This window comes from Pseudomonas sp. SA233, from assembly GCF_054792385.1.
Genome location: NZ_CP096449.1, coordinates 4,949,714 through 4,964,019, shown reverse-complemented (window position 1 = coordinate 4,964,019; position 14,306 = coordinate 4,949,714). Strand labels below are relative to the sequence as shown.

At 63.5% G+C, this 14,306-nt stretch carries 9 protein-coding genes; all 9 read right to left on the bottom strand.

Features of this window, described 5'->3' with window-relative positions:
• Positions 1 to 37: 37 nt before the first annotated feature.
• Positions 38 to 2,974 carry a DUF748 domain-containing protein gene (locus tag M1D87_RS22755; RefSeq protein ID WP_123083928.1) on the bottom strand — a complete coding sequence of 979 codons (2,937 nt, stop codon included), beginning with the start codon at positions 2,972 to 2,974 and terminating at the stop codon, positions 38 to 40.
• 78 nt (positions 2,975 to 3,052) lie between these two features.
• The gene (locus tag M1D87_RS22750; protein ID WP_123083927.1) at positions 3,053 to 3,922 is read right to left on the bottom strand and encodes an oxygenase MpaB family protein; all 870 of its coding nucleotides are present in this window, start codon (positions 3,920 to 3,922) and stop codon (positions 3,053 to 3,055) included.
• A 42-nt stretch (positions 3,923 to 3,964) separates the two neighbouring features.
• Positions 3,965 to 5,899 (bottom strand): acetate--CoA ligase, encoded by a 1,935-nt coding sequence (gene acs, locus M1D87_RS22745; RefSeq protein WP_123083926.1) that lies wholly within the window; start codon positions 5,897 to 5,899, stop codon positions 3,965 to 3,967.
• Positions 5,900 to 6,141: 242 nt separating this feature from the next.
• Positions 6,142 to 7,806 carry a glucose-6-phosphate isomerase gene (pgi, locus tag M1D87_RS22740; RefSeq protein WP_061551387.1) on the bottom strand — a complete coding sequence of 555 codons (1,665 nt, stop codon included), beginning with the start codon at positions 7,804 to 7,806 and terminating at the stop codon, positions 6,142 to 6,144.
• 227 nt (positions 7,807 to 8,033) lie between these two features.
• Entirely contained in the window at positions 8,034 to 8,897 is an 864-nt protein-coding gene (panC, locus tag M1D87_RS22735; RefSeq protein ID WP_013974275.1) for a pantoate--beta-alanine ligase, read from the bottom strand.
• The gene (gene panB / locus M1D87_RS22730; RefSeq protein ID WP_023661348.1) at positions 8,894 to 9,694 is read right to left on the bottom strand and encodes a 3-methyl-2-oxobutanoate hydroxymethyltransferase; all 801 of its coding nucleotides are present in this window, start codon (positions 9,692 to 9,694) and stop codon (positions 8,894 to 8,896) included. The genes panC and panB overlap by 4 nt, the downstream gene beginning before the upstream one ends.
• 262 nt (positions 9,695 to 9,956) lie before the next feature.
• The gene (gene folK, locus M1D87_RS22725; protein WP_013974273.1) at positions 9,957 to 10,436 is read right to left on the bottom strand and encodes a 2-amino-4-hydroxy-6-hydroxymethyldihydropteridine diphosphokinase; all 480 of its coding nucleotides are present in this window, start codon (positions 10,434 to 10,436) and stop codon (positions 9,957 to 9,959) included.
• The gene (locus M1D87_RS22720; protein WP_039615244.1) at positions 10,433 to 11,821 is read right to left on the bottom strand and encodes a polynucleotide adenylyltransferase PcnB; all 1,389 of its coding nucleotides are present in this window, start codon (positions 11,819 to 11,821) and stop codon (positions 10,433 to 10,435) included. Before M1D87_RS22720 ends, folK begins: the two co-directional genes overlap by 4 nt.
• Positions 11,822 to 12,861: 1,040 nt before the next feature.
• Positions 12,862 to 14,304: a sigma-54-dependent transcriptional regulator gene (locus M1D87_RS22715; RefSeq protein WP_061551391.1), complete on the bottom strand. Its 1,443-nt coding sequence runs from the start codon at positions 14,302 to 14,304 to the stop codon at positions 12,862 to 12,864.
• Positions 14,305 to 14,306: the final 2 nt, after the last annotated feature.

Here is a 14,306-nt window from a genome sequence, read left to right as displayed (position 1 = left end):
GGTTTACCCGCGAAGAGGCCAGCCCTGCTAGTAGAAGTTACTCGGCATCCAGATGCATCGGCGTCACCACCCGCCCATCGCTCTCGGCCTGGCCCAGGTTGGTATCGATGAAGTACACCCGGTCATCTTCCAGCTGGCCTTTGTCTACCAGGTAATCCTTGATGCTGCTGGCCCGCTCCTGGCCCAGCGTGCGCAGTAGCGCAGTACTCTCGGCCCAGGACTTGATCACCGCCTCGCGCAGCTTGGCGGTGCGCTCGTCGCGGCCCAATTGCTCCCATTCCGCAGGCGGCTGTTGCTTCAGGCGGTTACGGTAGATGCCTTCGAGCATCGCCGGTTTTTCGCTGTCGTCGACCACCAGCATCGAGGCATTGGCCGGTACCTTGTCACCGCGGCGCTGCAGGATCTTGTACCAGGTGGCCTGGTACTCACGCTCCAGGCGCTGCTGGGCGATCAGCGGGCCGTCGCTGGCCTGGGCGCTGGTGCCTTCGATTTCCAGGCGCAGCTCCGGGCGTTCCTTCAGGGCCGACGCCAATTTGTCCAACGATGCCTGAGCGTCGCCACTAAGCTCGCTGGAGCCCGGGGCGAAGGACACATTGCCCAGATCTTCCGAGCCACCGCCGGCAACCAGCCCGCCAATGAACTTGAACGGCGCCTGCGCCGCACGCAACACCAGGTTGCGCAGGGTTTGCCAGACGATCGGCATCACGCTGAACTGCGGGTTGTTGAGGTCTCCGGATACTGGCAGCTCGATCGAGATCTTGCCTTCGGTATCCTTCAGCAGTGCCACCGCCAGGCGGATAGGGAGGTCCACTGCGTCCGGGCTGTCGACCTTCTCGCCCAACTGCAACTGCTCAACCACCACCTTGTTCTCGGCCTTCAGCTGGCCATTGGTGATCAGGTAATGCAGGTCGAGGTTGAGCCGGCCCTTGCGGATACGGAAGCCGGCGAACTTGCCGGAGTAGGGTGTGAGTGTGGTCAGCTCGACCCGCTTGAAGCTGGTGGCGATATCCAGGCTGGCCAGCGGGTTGAACGGGTTGAGGGCGCCTTTGATGGTGACCGGTGCGTAGCGGTCGACCTTGCCCTTGACGTCGACCTTGGCCGGCACCGGCTTGCGATTGTCGATGGTGCCGATCCGGCCGTTCAGCTGCTGGATGGCCGTGGCGAAGTTGGGGGTGAGGGACAGGTCGGCGAAGTTGGCCGAGCCGTCGTTGATGTCGATCTGGCCGATGTGGATGCCCAGCGGCTTGTCGTTGCCGGCGGAGGCCGGCTTGGACTGGCTGGTCGCCGGGGCGCCGGCCGGCTGCGGGATCAGCAGATCGTTGATGTTGGTCGTGCGGTCTTCGTTGATGATGAAACGCGCATAGGGTTGCAGCAGGGTCACTTTGTCGATCGACAGCGCATCGCCGTGCACGTAGGACAGGCCGTCGACGTTCACCTGCTGCCATTTGACGAAGTCACGGCTCTTGATGGTGTCGAGGGTGTGCAGCTGGCTGACCTGTGCCTTGCCGGTAACACTGAAGGCCAGTGGTGCGGTGTTCTTCAGGTCGACCTTGAGGTCGCTGGCGAGCATGCCGCTGCGCAGCTCCAGCAGGATGAACGGGCTGATATAGGCCTGGGCCACTCGCAGGTCGATATCGCGGGTGCTCACGTCCAGCTTGGCCCAGATGGGCGCCAGGTTGACCTGGCCGGCCGCTTGCAGTTTGCCTTGCTTGCCCACGCCGGTATCGAGCTTGAGGGTGAAGGGCGATTTGTTGAGGCTGTCGAAACCTTGCAGGTCGGCGTTGAGCGGGCCGACGTCGAGGGCCACCGGCTCCTTCTGGGTACGGTCTGCCAAGTGCACCAGGTAGTTACGCAGTTGCACATCCTTGAGCAGCACCTGCCAGGGTTTGCTCGGCTCCTTGGCGGCTTGCTGTTCGGGCGTGGGCTCGGCGGCGGCCGGTTCGGCCTTTTCCTTCGGCGTAGCCTTGGCCGGCTGGCTGGCGAACAGTTTCTGCCAGTCGAGCTGGCCGTCCTTTTCCAGCGCGGCCCAGGTTTCCAGTTTTTCGCTGCGGATCTTGCCCACGGTGACCAGCTGCTTGACCAGGTCGACCGAGGTTTCGCTTACCTCCAGGCTGGCCAGGCGTGCCAGCGGGCGGCCATCCGGGGCCTTGATGGCAAACGGGGCGATGCGCACCGACGCGTTGTCCAGCAACAGTTCGGTCTGTTTGGCGAGGTTGAGCTTGTAGTGGGTGTCGAGGCTGACCACGCCGTCTTCCAGCACCAGTGGCACGGCATCGCGCACATAGGGCCAGAATGCCTTCATCTTGCCTTCGGTGATCTTCAGTGTGCCTTCAGAGGCGATTGGCGCCAGGCTAAGGGTGCCTTTCCAGTCGATGCGCCCGCCGTTGGGGCCGATGGCCACCAGGGTCATGTCGGCATTGTCGTTGGGCAGGGTGCTGAGATTTTTCAGCTCCAGGTTCATGTTGTCGTAGAGGAACTCGATCGGCTCGCTCGGGCGCAGGTCCTCGAAGTGCAGGTAGCCATCGCTGAGCTTGATGCTGCCGATGCGTAGCGGGAACGGGTCGCTGGGTGGCTCGTCAGGCTTGGCTTCGCTGGCTGGCAGTTTGAACAGGCGGGTCAGGTTGAGAGTACCGTCCTTGGCGAACAGCACTTCGTTGCGCGGTTTGACCAGTTCCACTGCGTCCAGGTGCAGGGCACCGCTCCATAGACTGTCGAGCGAAAGGTTGGCGTACAGCCGGTCGAAGCCGACCTGCTCCTTGCCAGGCTCGCCGATCTGCAGGCCCCACAGTGTCAGCTCGAGGCTGAAGGGGTTGAATTCGATCCGTTCGAGGTGGGCAGGCACGGTTGCGTACTGGGCCAACTGTTGGTTGGCGATGCGCAGCGCGACACCGGGGAGAACGAAATAGCCAAGAAGGCTGTAGAGGGCTACCAGGGCCAGCAGTGCGCCAGCGGCGCGAGTCAATCCTTTGTACATGTGTCGCTTCGTCTGTCTAAGCAGGAGAGCTTGGAGTATGGCACGTTAAATCAGTTCCGCTGAGGCGACCAGTTGACCTCATTCGATACCCATGCGCCGTTTGGCCCGGTGCGCCGAGCCGTCGCGCATCGCCCAGCGCAGTACTGGCGCAGTGCGTTGCAGGCCCAGGCGGATCATGCGCCGCTGCAACGGACCGTGCTGTAGCCCGAGCATGGTCTGGGCCCAGCCCGGCAGCAGGTCGATGCCGGCGTGCAGCATCAGCTTGCCCACCGGCTGTGCCAGTCGGCTGGGGGCGGGGGCATCGAGGAGGATGCCGACCACCTCATGGCTGCGTGCGTCGCAGTGCAACTGCGGACGCATGTGCTGCAGATAGTCCTCGACCTGCTGGCACGAGCGCGGCACGTCGCGGGCGCCAAGGCGCTCGGCAATCAATGCGATCTCTGCGTAGTAGGCATCCTGCTCGGCGCGCGCTAGTTGCGGGTTGCGGTAACGCAGGTGGGCGGCGAGAAAGCTGCTGACTTCCGCCACGTGCACCCAGGTCAGCAGGTCCGGGTCGCTGGCCGCATACGGGCGGCCATCCGGCGCGGTGCCGGTTACCTGCAGGTGGATGGTACGCACCTTGTCGATCAGCCACTCGGCATCGCGGGTGGCGCCGAAGGTGGTGCCCGAGATGAATTGGCTGGTGCGGCGCAGGCGACCGAGCAGGTCTTCACGGAAGTTGGAATGGTCCCACACCCCGGCCAGGGCCAGCGGGTGCAGCAACTGCAGCATGAGGGCACTGATGCCACCGACCAGCATGCTCGGGAAGTCGCCATGTATCCGCCAGCTGATGCTGTGCGGGCCGAACAGCCCGGGGTCACCTTTGGGCGATTCCAGGTCGAGCTGGCCGAGGGCCAGCCCGGTAAGGCTCATGACCTGGGTTTCGATGCGGCGGCGAAGGGCTTCCATGGCGACCTGTGGTTCAGGGCGGCCATGGGCAACGGCCGCCGGTTACTGGTTGAGGCGTTTGTCGATCAGGCCCTGCACCACGCTGGGGTCGGCCAGGGTCGAGGTATCGCCCAGGTTGTCGAGTTCGTTGCAGGCGATCTTGCGCAGTATACGCCGCATGATCTTGCCTGAGCGTGTCTTGGGCAGCGCCGGAGCCCACTGGATCAGCTCGGGCTTGGCGAAACTGCCGATTTCCTTGCTGACCAGGGCCAGTAGCTCGGCCTTGAGCGCGTCGTCCGGTGTTACACCATTCATCGGTGTGACGAAGGCGTAAACGCCTTGGCCCTTGAGGTCGTGGGGGTAACCGACCACCGCCGCTTCGGCAACGCTGTCATGCAGCACCAGCGCGCTTTCCACTTCGGCGGTACCGATACGATGACCGGAAACGTTGATCACGTCATCGATACGCCCGGTGATCCAGTAGTCTCCATCGGCATCGCGGCGGGCACCGTCGCCGGTGAAGTAATAGCCGGGCATCGGCTTGAAGTAGGTGTCGACCATGCGCTGATGGTCGCCATAGACACTTCGGATCTGCCCGGGCCAGCTGGCCTTGATCGCCAGCAGGCCGGCACCGGGGCCCTCGATGAGCTTGCCCTTTTCGTCCAGCAGCACTGGTTGTACGCCGAACATGGGCTGGGTGGCACAGCCGGGCTTGAGCGACTGCGAGCCGGGCAGCGGGGTGAGCATGATGCCGCCTGTCTCGGTCTGCCACCAGGTATCGACGATGGGGCAGCGCTTTTGCCCGACTTCTTCGAAATACCACTCCCAGGCTTCCGGGTTGATCGGCTCGCCGACGCTGCCCAGCAGGCGCAGGCTCTGGCGTGAAGTACTCTGCAGCGGCGCGGAGCCCTCGCGCATCAGCGCGCGCAGGGCGGTCGGGGCGGTGTAGAAGATGTTCACCTTGTGTTTGTCCACCACTTGCCAGAAGCGCGAGGTGTCCGGGTAGTTGGGCACGCCTTCGAACATCAGCGAGATCGCGCCATTGGCCAGCGGACCATAGACGATGTAGCTGTGGCCGGTCACCCAGCCGACATCGGCGGTGCACCAGAACACCTCGCCGTCACGGTAGTCGAACACCACCTTGAAGGTGAGGGTGGCCTGCAGCAGGTAGCCGCCGGTAGTGTGCAGCACGCCTTTGGGTTTGCCGGTGCTGCCGGAGGTGTAGAGGATGAACAGCGGGTCTTCTGCACCCATCGGCTCGGGAACGCAGTCGTCGCCGGCCTTTTCCGTTGCCTCGTGGTACCAGAGGTCACGGCCTTCGGCCCAGACGACATCGCCGCCGGTACGGCGCACCACGAATACGCTGCTGACCGCGGGGCAGCTGGCCAGGGCCTTGTCGACGTTCTGCTTCAGTGGGATGCGTTTGCCGCCGCGCACACCTTCATCGGCGGTGATCACCGTACGGCAGTCGGCATCGAGGATACGGTCGCGCAAGGCATCGGGCGAGAAGCCGCCGAACACCACCGAGTGGATGGCACCGATGCGGGTGCAGGCAAGCATGGCGAAGGCGGCCTCGGGGATCATCGGCATGTAGATGCACACCCTGTCGCCTTTCTTCACCCCGCGTGCTTTCAGTGCATTGGCCAGGCGGCAGACCTGGCGGTGCAGTTCGCGGTAGGTGATGGCCTTGGAATCCTTGGGGTCATCGCCTTCCCACAGCAGGGCGGTCTGTTCGCCGCGTCGGGCCAGGTGGCGGTCGACGCAGTTGTAGCTGACGTTGAGCTGGGCGCCGTCGAACCAGCGGGCGCTGCCGGTCTTCAGGTCGCATTGCTGCACGCTCGACCAGGGCTTGAACCACTCCAGGCGCTTGGCCTGTTCGGCCCAGAATGTGTCGGGGTCATCCACCGACTGGCGGTAGAGGCGGTGGTACTCGTCGGGGGTTAGGGCGGCGGACTGGCTGACGGCCAGGGCCTGGGGGTAGTTGCGGATATCGAACATGGCGGGTGGTCCTGCTCTTGTAAGGGGCGATGGACTGCAACGGCTATTCGATAGGACAGTGTAGCCAGAGGTGATGTTCCTTGAGGGTAGACTCGGTCCCTGTAGGAGCGGCCTTGTGTCGCGATGGGCCGCAGAGCGGCCCCGGGATTTCAGCGCTGGCGCATCAATTGTTGGGGCCGCTCTGCGGCCCATCGCGACACAAGGCCGCTCCTACACGAAGCGACCGTGTGACGGCTTTGGGATCAACCGCGGTGACGGCCGCGGAAGTAGTTGATCAGGCCTTGGGTGGAACCATCTTCGGCGCTGTCTTCCAGGCTGCCGACCAGGCGTTGGTAAACGCCCTTGCCCAATTCTTTGCCCAGCTCCACGCCCCACTGATCGAAAGCGTTGATGCCCCAGATCACGCTCTGCACGAACACCTTGTGCTCGTACATCGCCACCAGCGCGCCCAGGCGGCGCGGGCTGATGCGTTCCACCACCAGGGTGTTGCTCGGGCGGTTGCCCGGGATCACCTTGTGCGGGGCCAGCTTTTCGATGTCCGCTTCGTTCAGGCCTTTGCCACGCAGCTCTGCCTCGGCTTCCTCGCGGGTTTTGCCCAACATCAGCGCCTGGCTCTGCGACAGGCAGTTGGCGTACAGCCACTGATGATGGTCGGCCACCGGGTTGAAGCTCACCACCGGCACGATGAAGTCGGCCGGAATCAGCTGAGTGCCCTGGTGCAGCAGCTGGTGGTAGGCATGCTGGCCGTTGCAGCCGACGCCACCCCAGATAACCGGACCGGTGTCGGTCTTCACCGGGGTGCCGTCCTGCAGCACGCTCTTGCCGTTGGACTCCATGTCCAGCTGTTGCAGGTGCTTGGTGATGTTGCGCAGGTAATGGTCGTACGGCAGGATCGCGTGACTCTGGGCGCCCCAGAAGTTGCCGTACCACACGCCCAGCAGGGCCAGCAGCACCGGCATGTTCTTGTCGAACGGCGCGGTCTGGAAGTGCTGGTCCATGGTGTAGGCACCGGACAGCAGTTCCTTGAAGTTGGCGGTACCGATGGCCAGGGCGATCGGCAGGCCGATGGCCGACCACAGCGAGTAGCGCCCGCCCACCCAGTCCCACATCGGGAAGATGTTTTCTTCGCGGATGCCGAAGGCCACGGCGGCGGCCTTATTACTGGAAACGGCGATGAAGTGGCGATACAGCTCGGCTTCCGAGCCGCCTTGGGCCAGGTACCAGGTACGCGCGGCCATTGCGTTCTTCAAGGTCTCGAGGGTGTTGAACGACTTCGACGAGACGATGAACAGGGTGGTTTCGGCGCGCAGGTTGGCCGACAGCTCGTGGAACTCACTGCCGTCGATGTTCGCCAGGTAGTGGCAGCGCACGCCGCGCTGGGCGTAGGGCAGCAGCGCCTCGGACACCAGTTCGGGGCCGAGGAACGAGCCGCCGATGCCGATGTTGACCACGTCGGTGATCGGTTTTTCGCTGTAGCCGCGCCACAGGCCGTCGTGAATGCGGCCGACCAGTTCGGTGATCTGGTTGAGTACCTTGTGTACTTCCGGCATGACGTTCACGCCGTTGACGCTGAGCTTGTCGCCTACCGGCCGGCGCAGGGCGGTGTGCAGCACCGGGCGACCTTCGGAGGCGTTGATGATTTCGCCGCTGAACATCGACTTGATGGCGTCCTGCAGGCCCACTTCGTTGGCCAGGTTCACCAGCAGGTCGCGGCTTTGTTCGGTGATCAGGTTTTTCGAATAGTCGAGGAACAGGCCGCAGGAGCTCAGGGAGAACTGGTCGAAGCGCTTGGTATCGGCGGCGAAGGCTTCGCGCATGCTGAAACCTTGCATGGCGTCGCGGTGTTGCTGGAGCGCCTGCCAGGCGGGCAGGGCCGTGACATCGTGGGGTGTACGGTAATACGCCATTGCGCGGGGTTCCCTTGGTGCGTGGTGAGACCTTGGACACGGCACTCATTGCCGGGTTCAGGCTGGCACCATTATAGGCAAAGGCCACTTGCAGGGAATGGGTATGGCGGGGGAATTTGGGGGCGCTTTGCGCCCCACTCGCAGCACAAGGTTGCTCCTACAGAAGAAGGTGGTTTCTGTAGGAGCAGCCTTGTGCTGCGAATGGGCTGCAAGGCAGCCCCGGGCCGTTACGCGGTCTTCTCTTCCAGATGAAGGTACAGGTTGTCGATCAACCGTGTGTTACCCAGGTAAGCCGCCGCAATCACCACCAGATCACGATCATCGATCATCGCGGGTCGCAGGCTTACCGCATGACGCACCTCAAGGTAATCCGGGCGGAAACCCGCGGCGGTCAACTGCGCCTTGCCTTCGGCAACCAGTGCGGCAAAGTCCCGCTGGCCATGGCGGATGGCACCAGCGATATGCTGTAGCGTGCGGTACAGCGCAGGTGCCGTAGCACGCTGCTCCGGCGTGAGGTAGCCGTTACGCGACGACAGCGCCAGGCCGTCCTCGGCCCGCACGGTGGGCTCGCCGATGATCTGGATCGGCATGTTCAGGTCGCGCACCATGGCGCGGATAACCGCCAGCTGCTGGAAGTCCTTTTCACCGAACACGGCAAGGTCGGGCTGGACCATGTTGAACAGCTTGCTGACCACGGTGGCCACGCCTTCGAAATGGCCGGGCCGGCTGGCGCCGCACAGGCCTTCGGAAAGGTGGGGTACGCTGACGCGGGTTTGCACGCTCATGCCGTCGGGGTACATCTCTTCGACGCTGGGAGCGAACAGCAGATTGCAGCCAGCCTGGAGCAGGCGCTCCTGGTCGGCGGCCAGGGTGCGCGGGTACTTGTCGAGGTCTTCGTTGGCGCCGAACTGCAGTGGGTTGACGAAGATGCTGGCGACCACGAAATCGGCGCGCTGTGCAGCCTTGGTCACCAGGGCGGCATGGCCGCTGTGCAGGTTGCCCATGGTAGGCACGAAGCCGATGCGCTTGCCTTCACCGCGGGCGCGGGCGACTGCGGCGCGCAGTTCGCGGACGGTCTTGACTGTATTCATGCACTGAACCCGTGTTCGCTGCCTGGGAAGCTGACTTGCTTGACCGCCTCGACGTAAGCGACGAGGGCGCTGTGGATATCCGGCTGGCCTTGCATGAAGTTCTTCACGAACTTCGGTACGCGGCCGCTCAGCGACAGGCCGAGCATGTCGTGCAGGACCAGGACCTGGCCATCGGTGCCGTTGCCAGCCCCAATGCCGATCACCGGGATGGATACGGCACTGGTGATTTCTGCCGCCAGTTCGCTGGGCACGCATTCGAGCAGCAGCATGGCTGCACCGGCCTGTTCCAGGGCGATCGCGTCGGCGCGCATCTGCCGGGCCTGGGCTTCCTGGCGGCCCTGGACCTTGTAGCCGCCCATCACGTTGACAGTCTGCGGTGTCAGGCCCATGTGCGCGCATACTGGCACGCCACGCTCGGCCAGCAGGCGGATGGTCTCGGCCAGCCAGGCCGCGCCTTCGATCTTGATCATGTGGGCGCCGGCCTGCATCAGCGTGGCGCTGTTGGCAAAGGCCAGCTCTGGTGTGGCGTGCGCCATGAACGGCAGGTCGGCAAGGATCAGCGCACCGTCGTTGCCACGTTTAACGCTGGCTGTATGGTAGGCCATGTCCGCGGTGGTCACCGGCAGTGTGCTGTCGTGGCCTTGCAGGACCATGCCCAGCGAGTCGCCCACCAGCAACACTTCGACACCGGCCTGGCTGGCAGCCTTGGCGAAGGTCGCGTCGTAGCAGGTCAGCATGGTGATTTTTTCACCCTTGGCCTTGAGGCCATTGAGGGTGGTCAGGGTTACTTCAGGCATGTAGGAAATTCCTCGTTCAGGCGCTGTAAGAAACGACTGCATTCAACGCGTGTAGTCATTTTCCGGAGCGGCACATCATCGCGCGTGATGTTCGGGCACAGGTCCGTCCGGGCCTAAATACGGGTATGCGGCACTTTGGTGCCACACGGGACGCCTATAGTCGTGAGCGAGGTGGGGGAAGTCAATCACCCTGTTACCGCATTGTTACGATCAGGGTGTTACTGGCGTTACCGCGCCAGTGTGCAAGGCTGGAACGCCCGGTTTACAGGCGTTCCAGGCCGACGAACGGGCAGTCGTCGAGCAGTTGCGCAAGGGCGCGGCCGTCGGCCAGGCGGAAATCGCCCGGTACCAGTTCCGCCAGCGGGTACAGCACAAAAGGCCGGGCATGCATGTGGTAATGCGGCACTTTCAGGCGTGGCTCATCAAGCACCTGGTCGCCGAACAGCAGGATGTCCAGGTCCAGTGTGCGCGGGCCCCAGCGTTCCTTGCGCACGCGGCCCTGATCGTTCTCGATGGCCTGCAGTGCATCGAGCAGGGCCAGCGGTGGCAGGGCGGTGTCCAGGGCGGCGACGGCGTTGGTGTAGCGCGGCTGGCCGGGCAGCAGCGAATCGCTGGTATACAGGGCCGAGGCCGCCACCAGGCGTGTGGCTTCGACCTGGTCGAGGGCCTGCAAGGCGCTGCGCAGCTGCTCGGCAGGTGCGTCCAGGTTGCTGCCCAGGCCGATATAGGCGCGGGTACTCACTCGAACGCCTCGTCGCCACTGCGCTTGCGCTTGCCACCGCTGCGCTTGCGTTTGCGCGGGCCGGCGCCGGTGCCTTCGTCACGGCTGCCCAGTTCGCGGATCATCTCGCGGCGCTCGCTGTCGTTGGCATCCTGGTAGTCGGTCCACCACTGGCCGAGGTCGTCGGTTTCTTCCCCGGCGCTTTCCCGCAGCAGCAGGAAGTCGTAGCCGGCGCGGAAACGCGGGTTGTCCAGCAGCACATCGGCGCGCTTGCCGCTGCGGCGTGGCAGGCGCTCCTGCATGTCCCAGATCTCGCGGATCGGCAGGGTGAAGCGCTTGGGGATGGCGATGCGTGCGCATTGCTCGGCGATCAGGTCGTGGGCCGCACCGTTCATGGCCGGGATCGGCGGCACGCCTTGGTTCTGCAGGTGCAGCACGCGGGCCGGCAGGGCTGGCCACAGCAGCGCGGCGAAGAGGAAGGCCGGGGTTACCGGTTTGCCTTGCTTCACGCGCAGGTCGGTGTTGTTCAGCGCTTGGCTGATCAGCGTGTGGGTGTAGGTCGGGCGCTCGTCCAGGGCATGCGAACTGGCCGGGAACAGCGGCTCGAACAACTGAAGGTCGACCAGCATTTCGAAGACGATGGCCCCCTGGCCGGAGAGGAACAGCTTGAGGCTCTCTTCGAACAGGCGCGCTGGCGGAATTTCGCGCAGCAGTGGGGCCAGCTCTCGAATCGGCTGGACCGTGTGTTTTTCGATGCCGAAGTCGAGCTTGGCGGCGAAGCGCACCGCGCGCAGCATGCGCACCGGGTCTTCCTGATAGCGGTGGGTAGGGTCGCCGATCAGGCGCAGCAAGCGGTTGCGGATATCGTGCACGCCGTTGGCGTAGTCGAGGATGCGCTCGCTGACCGGGTCGTAGTACAGGGCGTTGATGGTGAAGTCGCGACGTTGCGCGTCCTCTTCCAGGGTGCCGTACACGTTGTCACGCAGAATGCGGCCACTGGCATTGTGCGACGAACGGTGGCTGTCGCCCTGGTCGTCTTCCGAATGGTGGGCGCGGAAAGTTGCGACTTCGATGATTTCACGTCCGAAATGCACGTGGACCAGCTTGAAGCGGCGGCCAATGATGCGTGCGTTGCGGAACTCGGCACGGACCTGTTCAGGAGTGGCACTGGTGGCGACGTCGAAGTCTTTCGGCGTGATGCCCAGCATCAGGTCGCGGACACAGCCACCGACCAGGTAAGCCTGGTAACCGGCGCTCTGCAGGCGTTCCACGATGTTCACCGCATGGCGGCTGAATTGGTGGCGTTGCAGCGAGTGCTGGCTCTTGTTGATCACCTCAGGCGTGGTGCGCCTGTGGTGCGGGCCCGGTACGGGCGGGCGGAACGACTGGAACAGCTTCTTCAGCATGGGATGCACTGTTTGAAGGAATGTTCGGCCAAGAATAGGAGAATGGCCGCATGATGGGCGGGGATTCTAGCATTTACTCAAGGAATGGTGTAGGCGGGTAGCAGGATGCCTGCCAGAAGGGTAGAAACGACAAGGGGAGCCTAAGCTCCCCAAGAAGTCGTTGCGTGCTCTTATTGTTTTTCTGCTGGGCTTCTTGTTTTTGTTGAGTGCCCTGTCCACAAATCTCGAAGCTTGTGGACGACCCCCAATCCAGGGGTTAAGAGCAAACGGATTGCTTTGGTCGCTGATGTCACGTTGATCTGTCGATCCAACCAGTTCAGGCGCTGCTTTTTAGTGCAGTTTTTATTGTTCTCTGCCTGGTTGTGGGGCAAGCCCCAAACACGCATCCTCTCCAAAAGAATCAGTTAGCTGCGCCTCCGCCGTCTTGTTTTTATTGTGCGTGAGCCGTTTCGTCTTGTTCTTATTCTGAGTTGCAGTGCTTGTTATTGTTCTTGTACCAGACATATAGCAGGTGCCGTGCCAACTTTTGCAAACCCAGTAAAATCAATGGGTTGGAGGTGGCGAGCAGTTTTTCAGCGGTCGAAAATGTCGAAATTTCGTTACCGTACGCCTCGGGAACTGTTACGGCGGAAAGCTTGGGTAACAGATTTTTGCGGGGGCTGATGTGTTACCGGGGTGTGTGCGCTGGCTTTGCTGGCCCTTTCGCGGGCACGCCCGCTCTCACAGGGGGGGCGCCACCCTTTAGGGCAGTGAAATTCCTGTGGGAGATTGCCCAGCCCTTTGGGCTGCGCTTTCGCGCAGAGAACCAATATCGCTCGATTGACGCGTCCTATGTAGGAGCAGCCTTGTGCTGCGAAGAGGCCGGTACAGCCAATAGACAGGCTTTGTCAGCCCCGGCCTCTTCGCAGCACAAGGCTGCTCCTACAGAACCTCGCCGAACCAATGAGTCATGTGTTGTTCTATGAGAGCGGGCATGACCGCGAAGAGGCTGGAGAGGTTGTAGACAGGGGCAGGAGGAGCCTCCCGCCCAGGCAGCGCGGTTACTCGCTGGTAGCGTTGCTCTTGCGCCGCGGGATACCCAGGCGCTGGCGGCGTTCCCACAGGCACTTGCGGCTGACTCCGAGCTTGCGGGCCAGCTCGGTCTCGGTCATGTGGTCCTGATGCTCGAGCACGAAGTGCTGGAAGTAGTCTTCCAGCGACAGGTCCTCGGTCGGCTCATGGCTGGCATTGGCCGTACTGGCCCCGACCAGGGCGTTATCGAGGATTTCGTCCTCCTCCAGGTCACCCAGCTCGATGTCGATGCCCAGCAGGTCGGCGGAAATTTCCGCACTCTCGCTGAGGATCACCGCACGCTCCACGGCGTTCTCCAGCTCTCGCACGTTACCCGGCCAGCTGTAGTGACGAATGGCCTGCTCGGCTTCGGCCGAGAAGTGCAGGTCGTCGCGGCCGATGCGCGCGCTCTGGCGGGCTAGGAAGGCGCTGGCGATCTCGTTGACGTCGCTGCCGCGCTCGCGCAGGGCAGGCAGTTTCAGGGCGATCACGTGCAGGCGGTAATACAGGTCTTCACGGAACTGGCCGGCCTTGGCCAGGTTCTTCAGGTCGCGGTGGGTCGCGGCGATCAGGCGTACATCGACCTTTTGCGACTGTACCGAACCCACCCGGCGAATCTCGCCTTCCTGCAGCACGCGCAGCAGGCGGGCCTGGGCTTCCAGCGGCAGTTCGCCGATTTCGTCGAGGAACAGGGTACCGCCATCGGCAGCCTCCACCAGGCCAGCGCGCCCGGCGCTGGCGCCGGTGAACGCGCCTTTCTCGTGGCCGAACAGCTCGGACTCGATCAGTGTCTCGGGAATGGCCGCACAGTTCACCGAAATCATTGGTGCCTTGGCCCGACGCGACAGGTTGTGCAGGGCGCGTGCGACCAACTCTTTACCGGTGCCCGACTCGCCCTGGATCAGCACGTTGGAATCGGTGGGCGCGACCTTGCGGATCTTGCTGTACATGTCCTGCATCGGCGGGCACGAGCCGATGATGCCGATTTCGCCGTTGGCGGCTGCCGCGCTGCCTTTGTCGGCCGGGGCGGCCTTGCCATTGGTGGCGCGTGGCTCGGCCGCCGGTGCGGCAGCCGGAGCGTTCTGCCGGTCGCGCAGGATACGCGCCACCGCTTGCAGCATCTCGTCGTGGTCGAAGGGCTTGGCGATGTAGTCCACCGCGCCCATTTTCATCGAGTCTACCGCCGAGCGCAGGCTGGCGTAGCTGGTCATGATCAGCACCGGGGTGCCTTGGCCGAGCTTGATCAGTTCGGTGCCGGGTGCGCCTGGCAGGCGCAGGTCGCTGACGATCAGGTCGAAGGTGGCAATGCTGAAGCGTTCCTGGGCTTCCTGCACCGAGCCGGCTTCGCTGACCTGGTACTGGTTCCGTTCGAGCAGGCGACGCAAGGCCGAGCGGATGATGGTTTCGTCTTCGACGATCAGAATGTGCGGCATTG

What these genes read in the sequence shown, in the direction of transcription:
- M1D87_RS22715 (WP_061551391.1), bottom strand. Translation starts at nt 14,304, where the DNA reads ATGCCGCACATTCTGATCGTCGAAGACGAAACCATCATCCGCTCGGCC.
- M1D87_RS22755 (WP_123083928.1), bottom strand. Translation starts at nt 2,974, where the DNA reads ATGTACAAAGGATTGACTCGCGCCGCTGGCGCACTGCTGGCCCTGGTA.
- M1D87_RS22750 (WP_123083927.1), bottom strand. Translation starts at nt 3,922, where the DNA reads ATGGAAGCCCTTCGCCGCCGCATCGAAACCCAGGTCATGAGCCTTACC.
- acs (WP_123083926.1), bottom strand. Translation starts at nt 5,899, where the DNA reads ATGTTCGATATCCGCAACTACCCCCAGGCCCTGGCCGTCAGCCAGTCC.
- panC (WP_013974275.1), bottom strand. Translation starts at nt 8,897, where the DNA reads ATGAATACAGTCAAGACCGTCCGCGAACTGCGCGCCGCAGTCGCCCGC.
- pgi (WP_061551387.1), bottom strand. Translation starts at nt 7,806, where the DNA reads ATGGCGTATTACCGTACACCCCACGATGTCACGGCCCTGCCCGCCTGG.
- M1D87_RS22720 (WP_039615244.1), bottom strand. Translation starts at nt 11,821, where the DNA reads ATGCTGAAGAAGCTGTTCCAGTCGTTCCGCCCGCCCGTACCGGGCCCG.
- panB (WP_023661348.1), bottom strand. Translation starts at nt 9,694, where the DNA reads ATGCCTGAAGTAACCCTGACCACCCTCAATGGCCTCAAGGCCAAGGGT.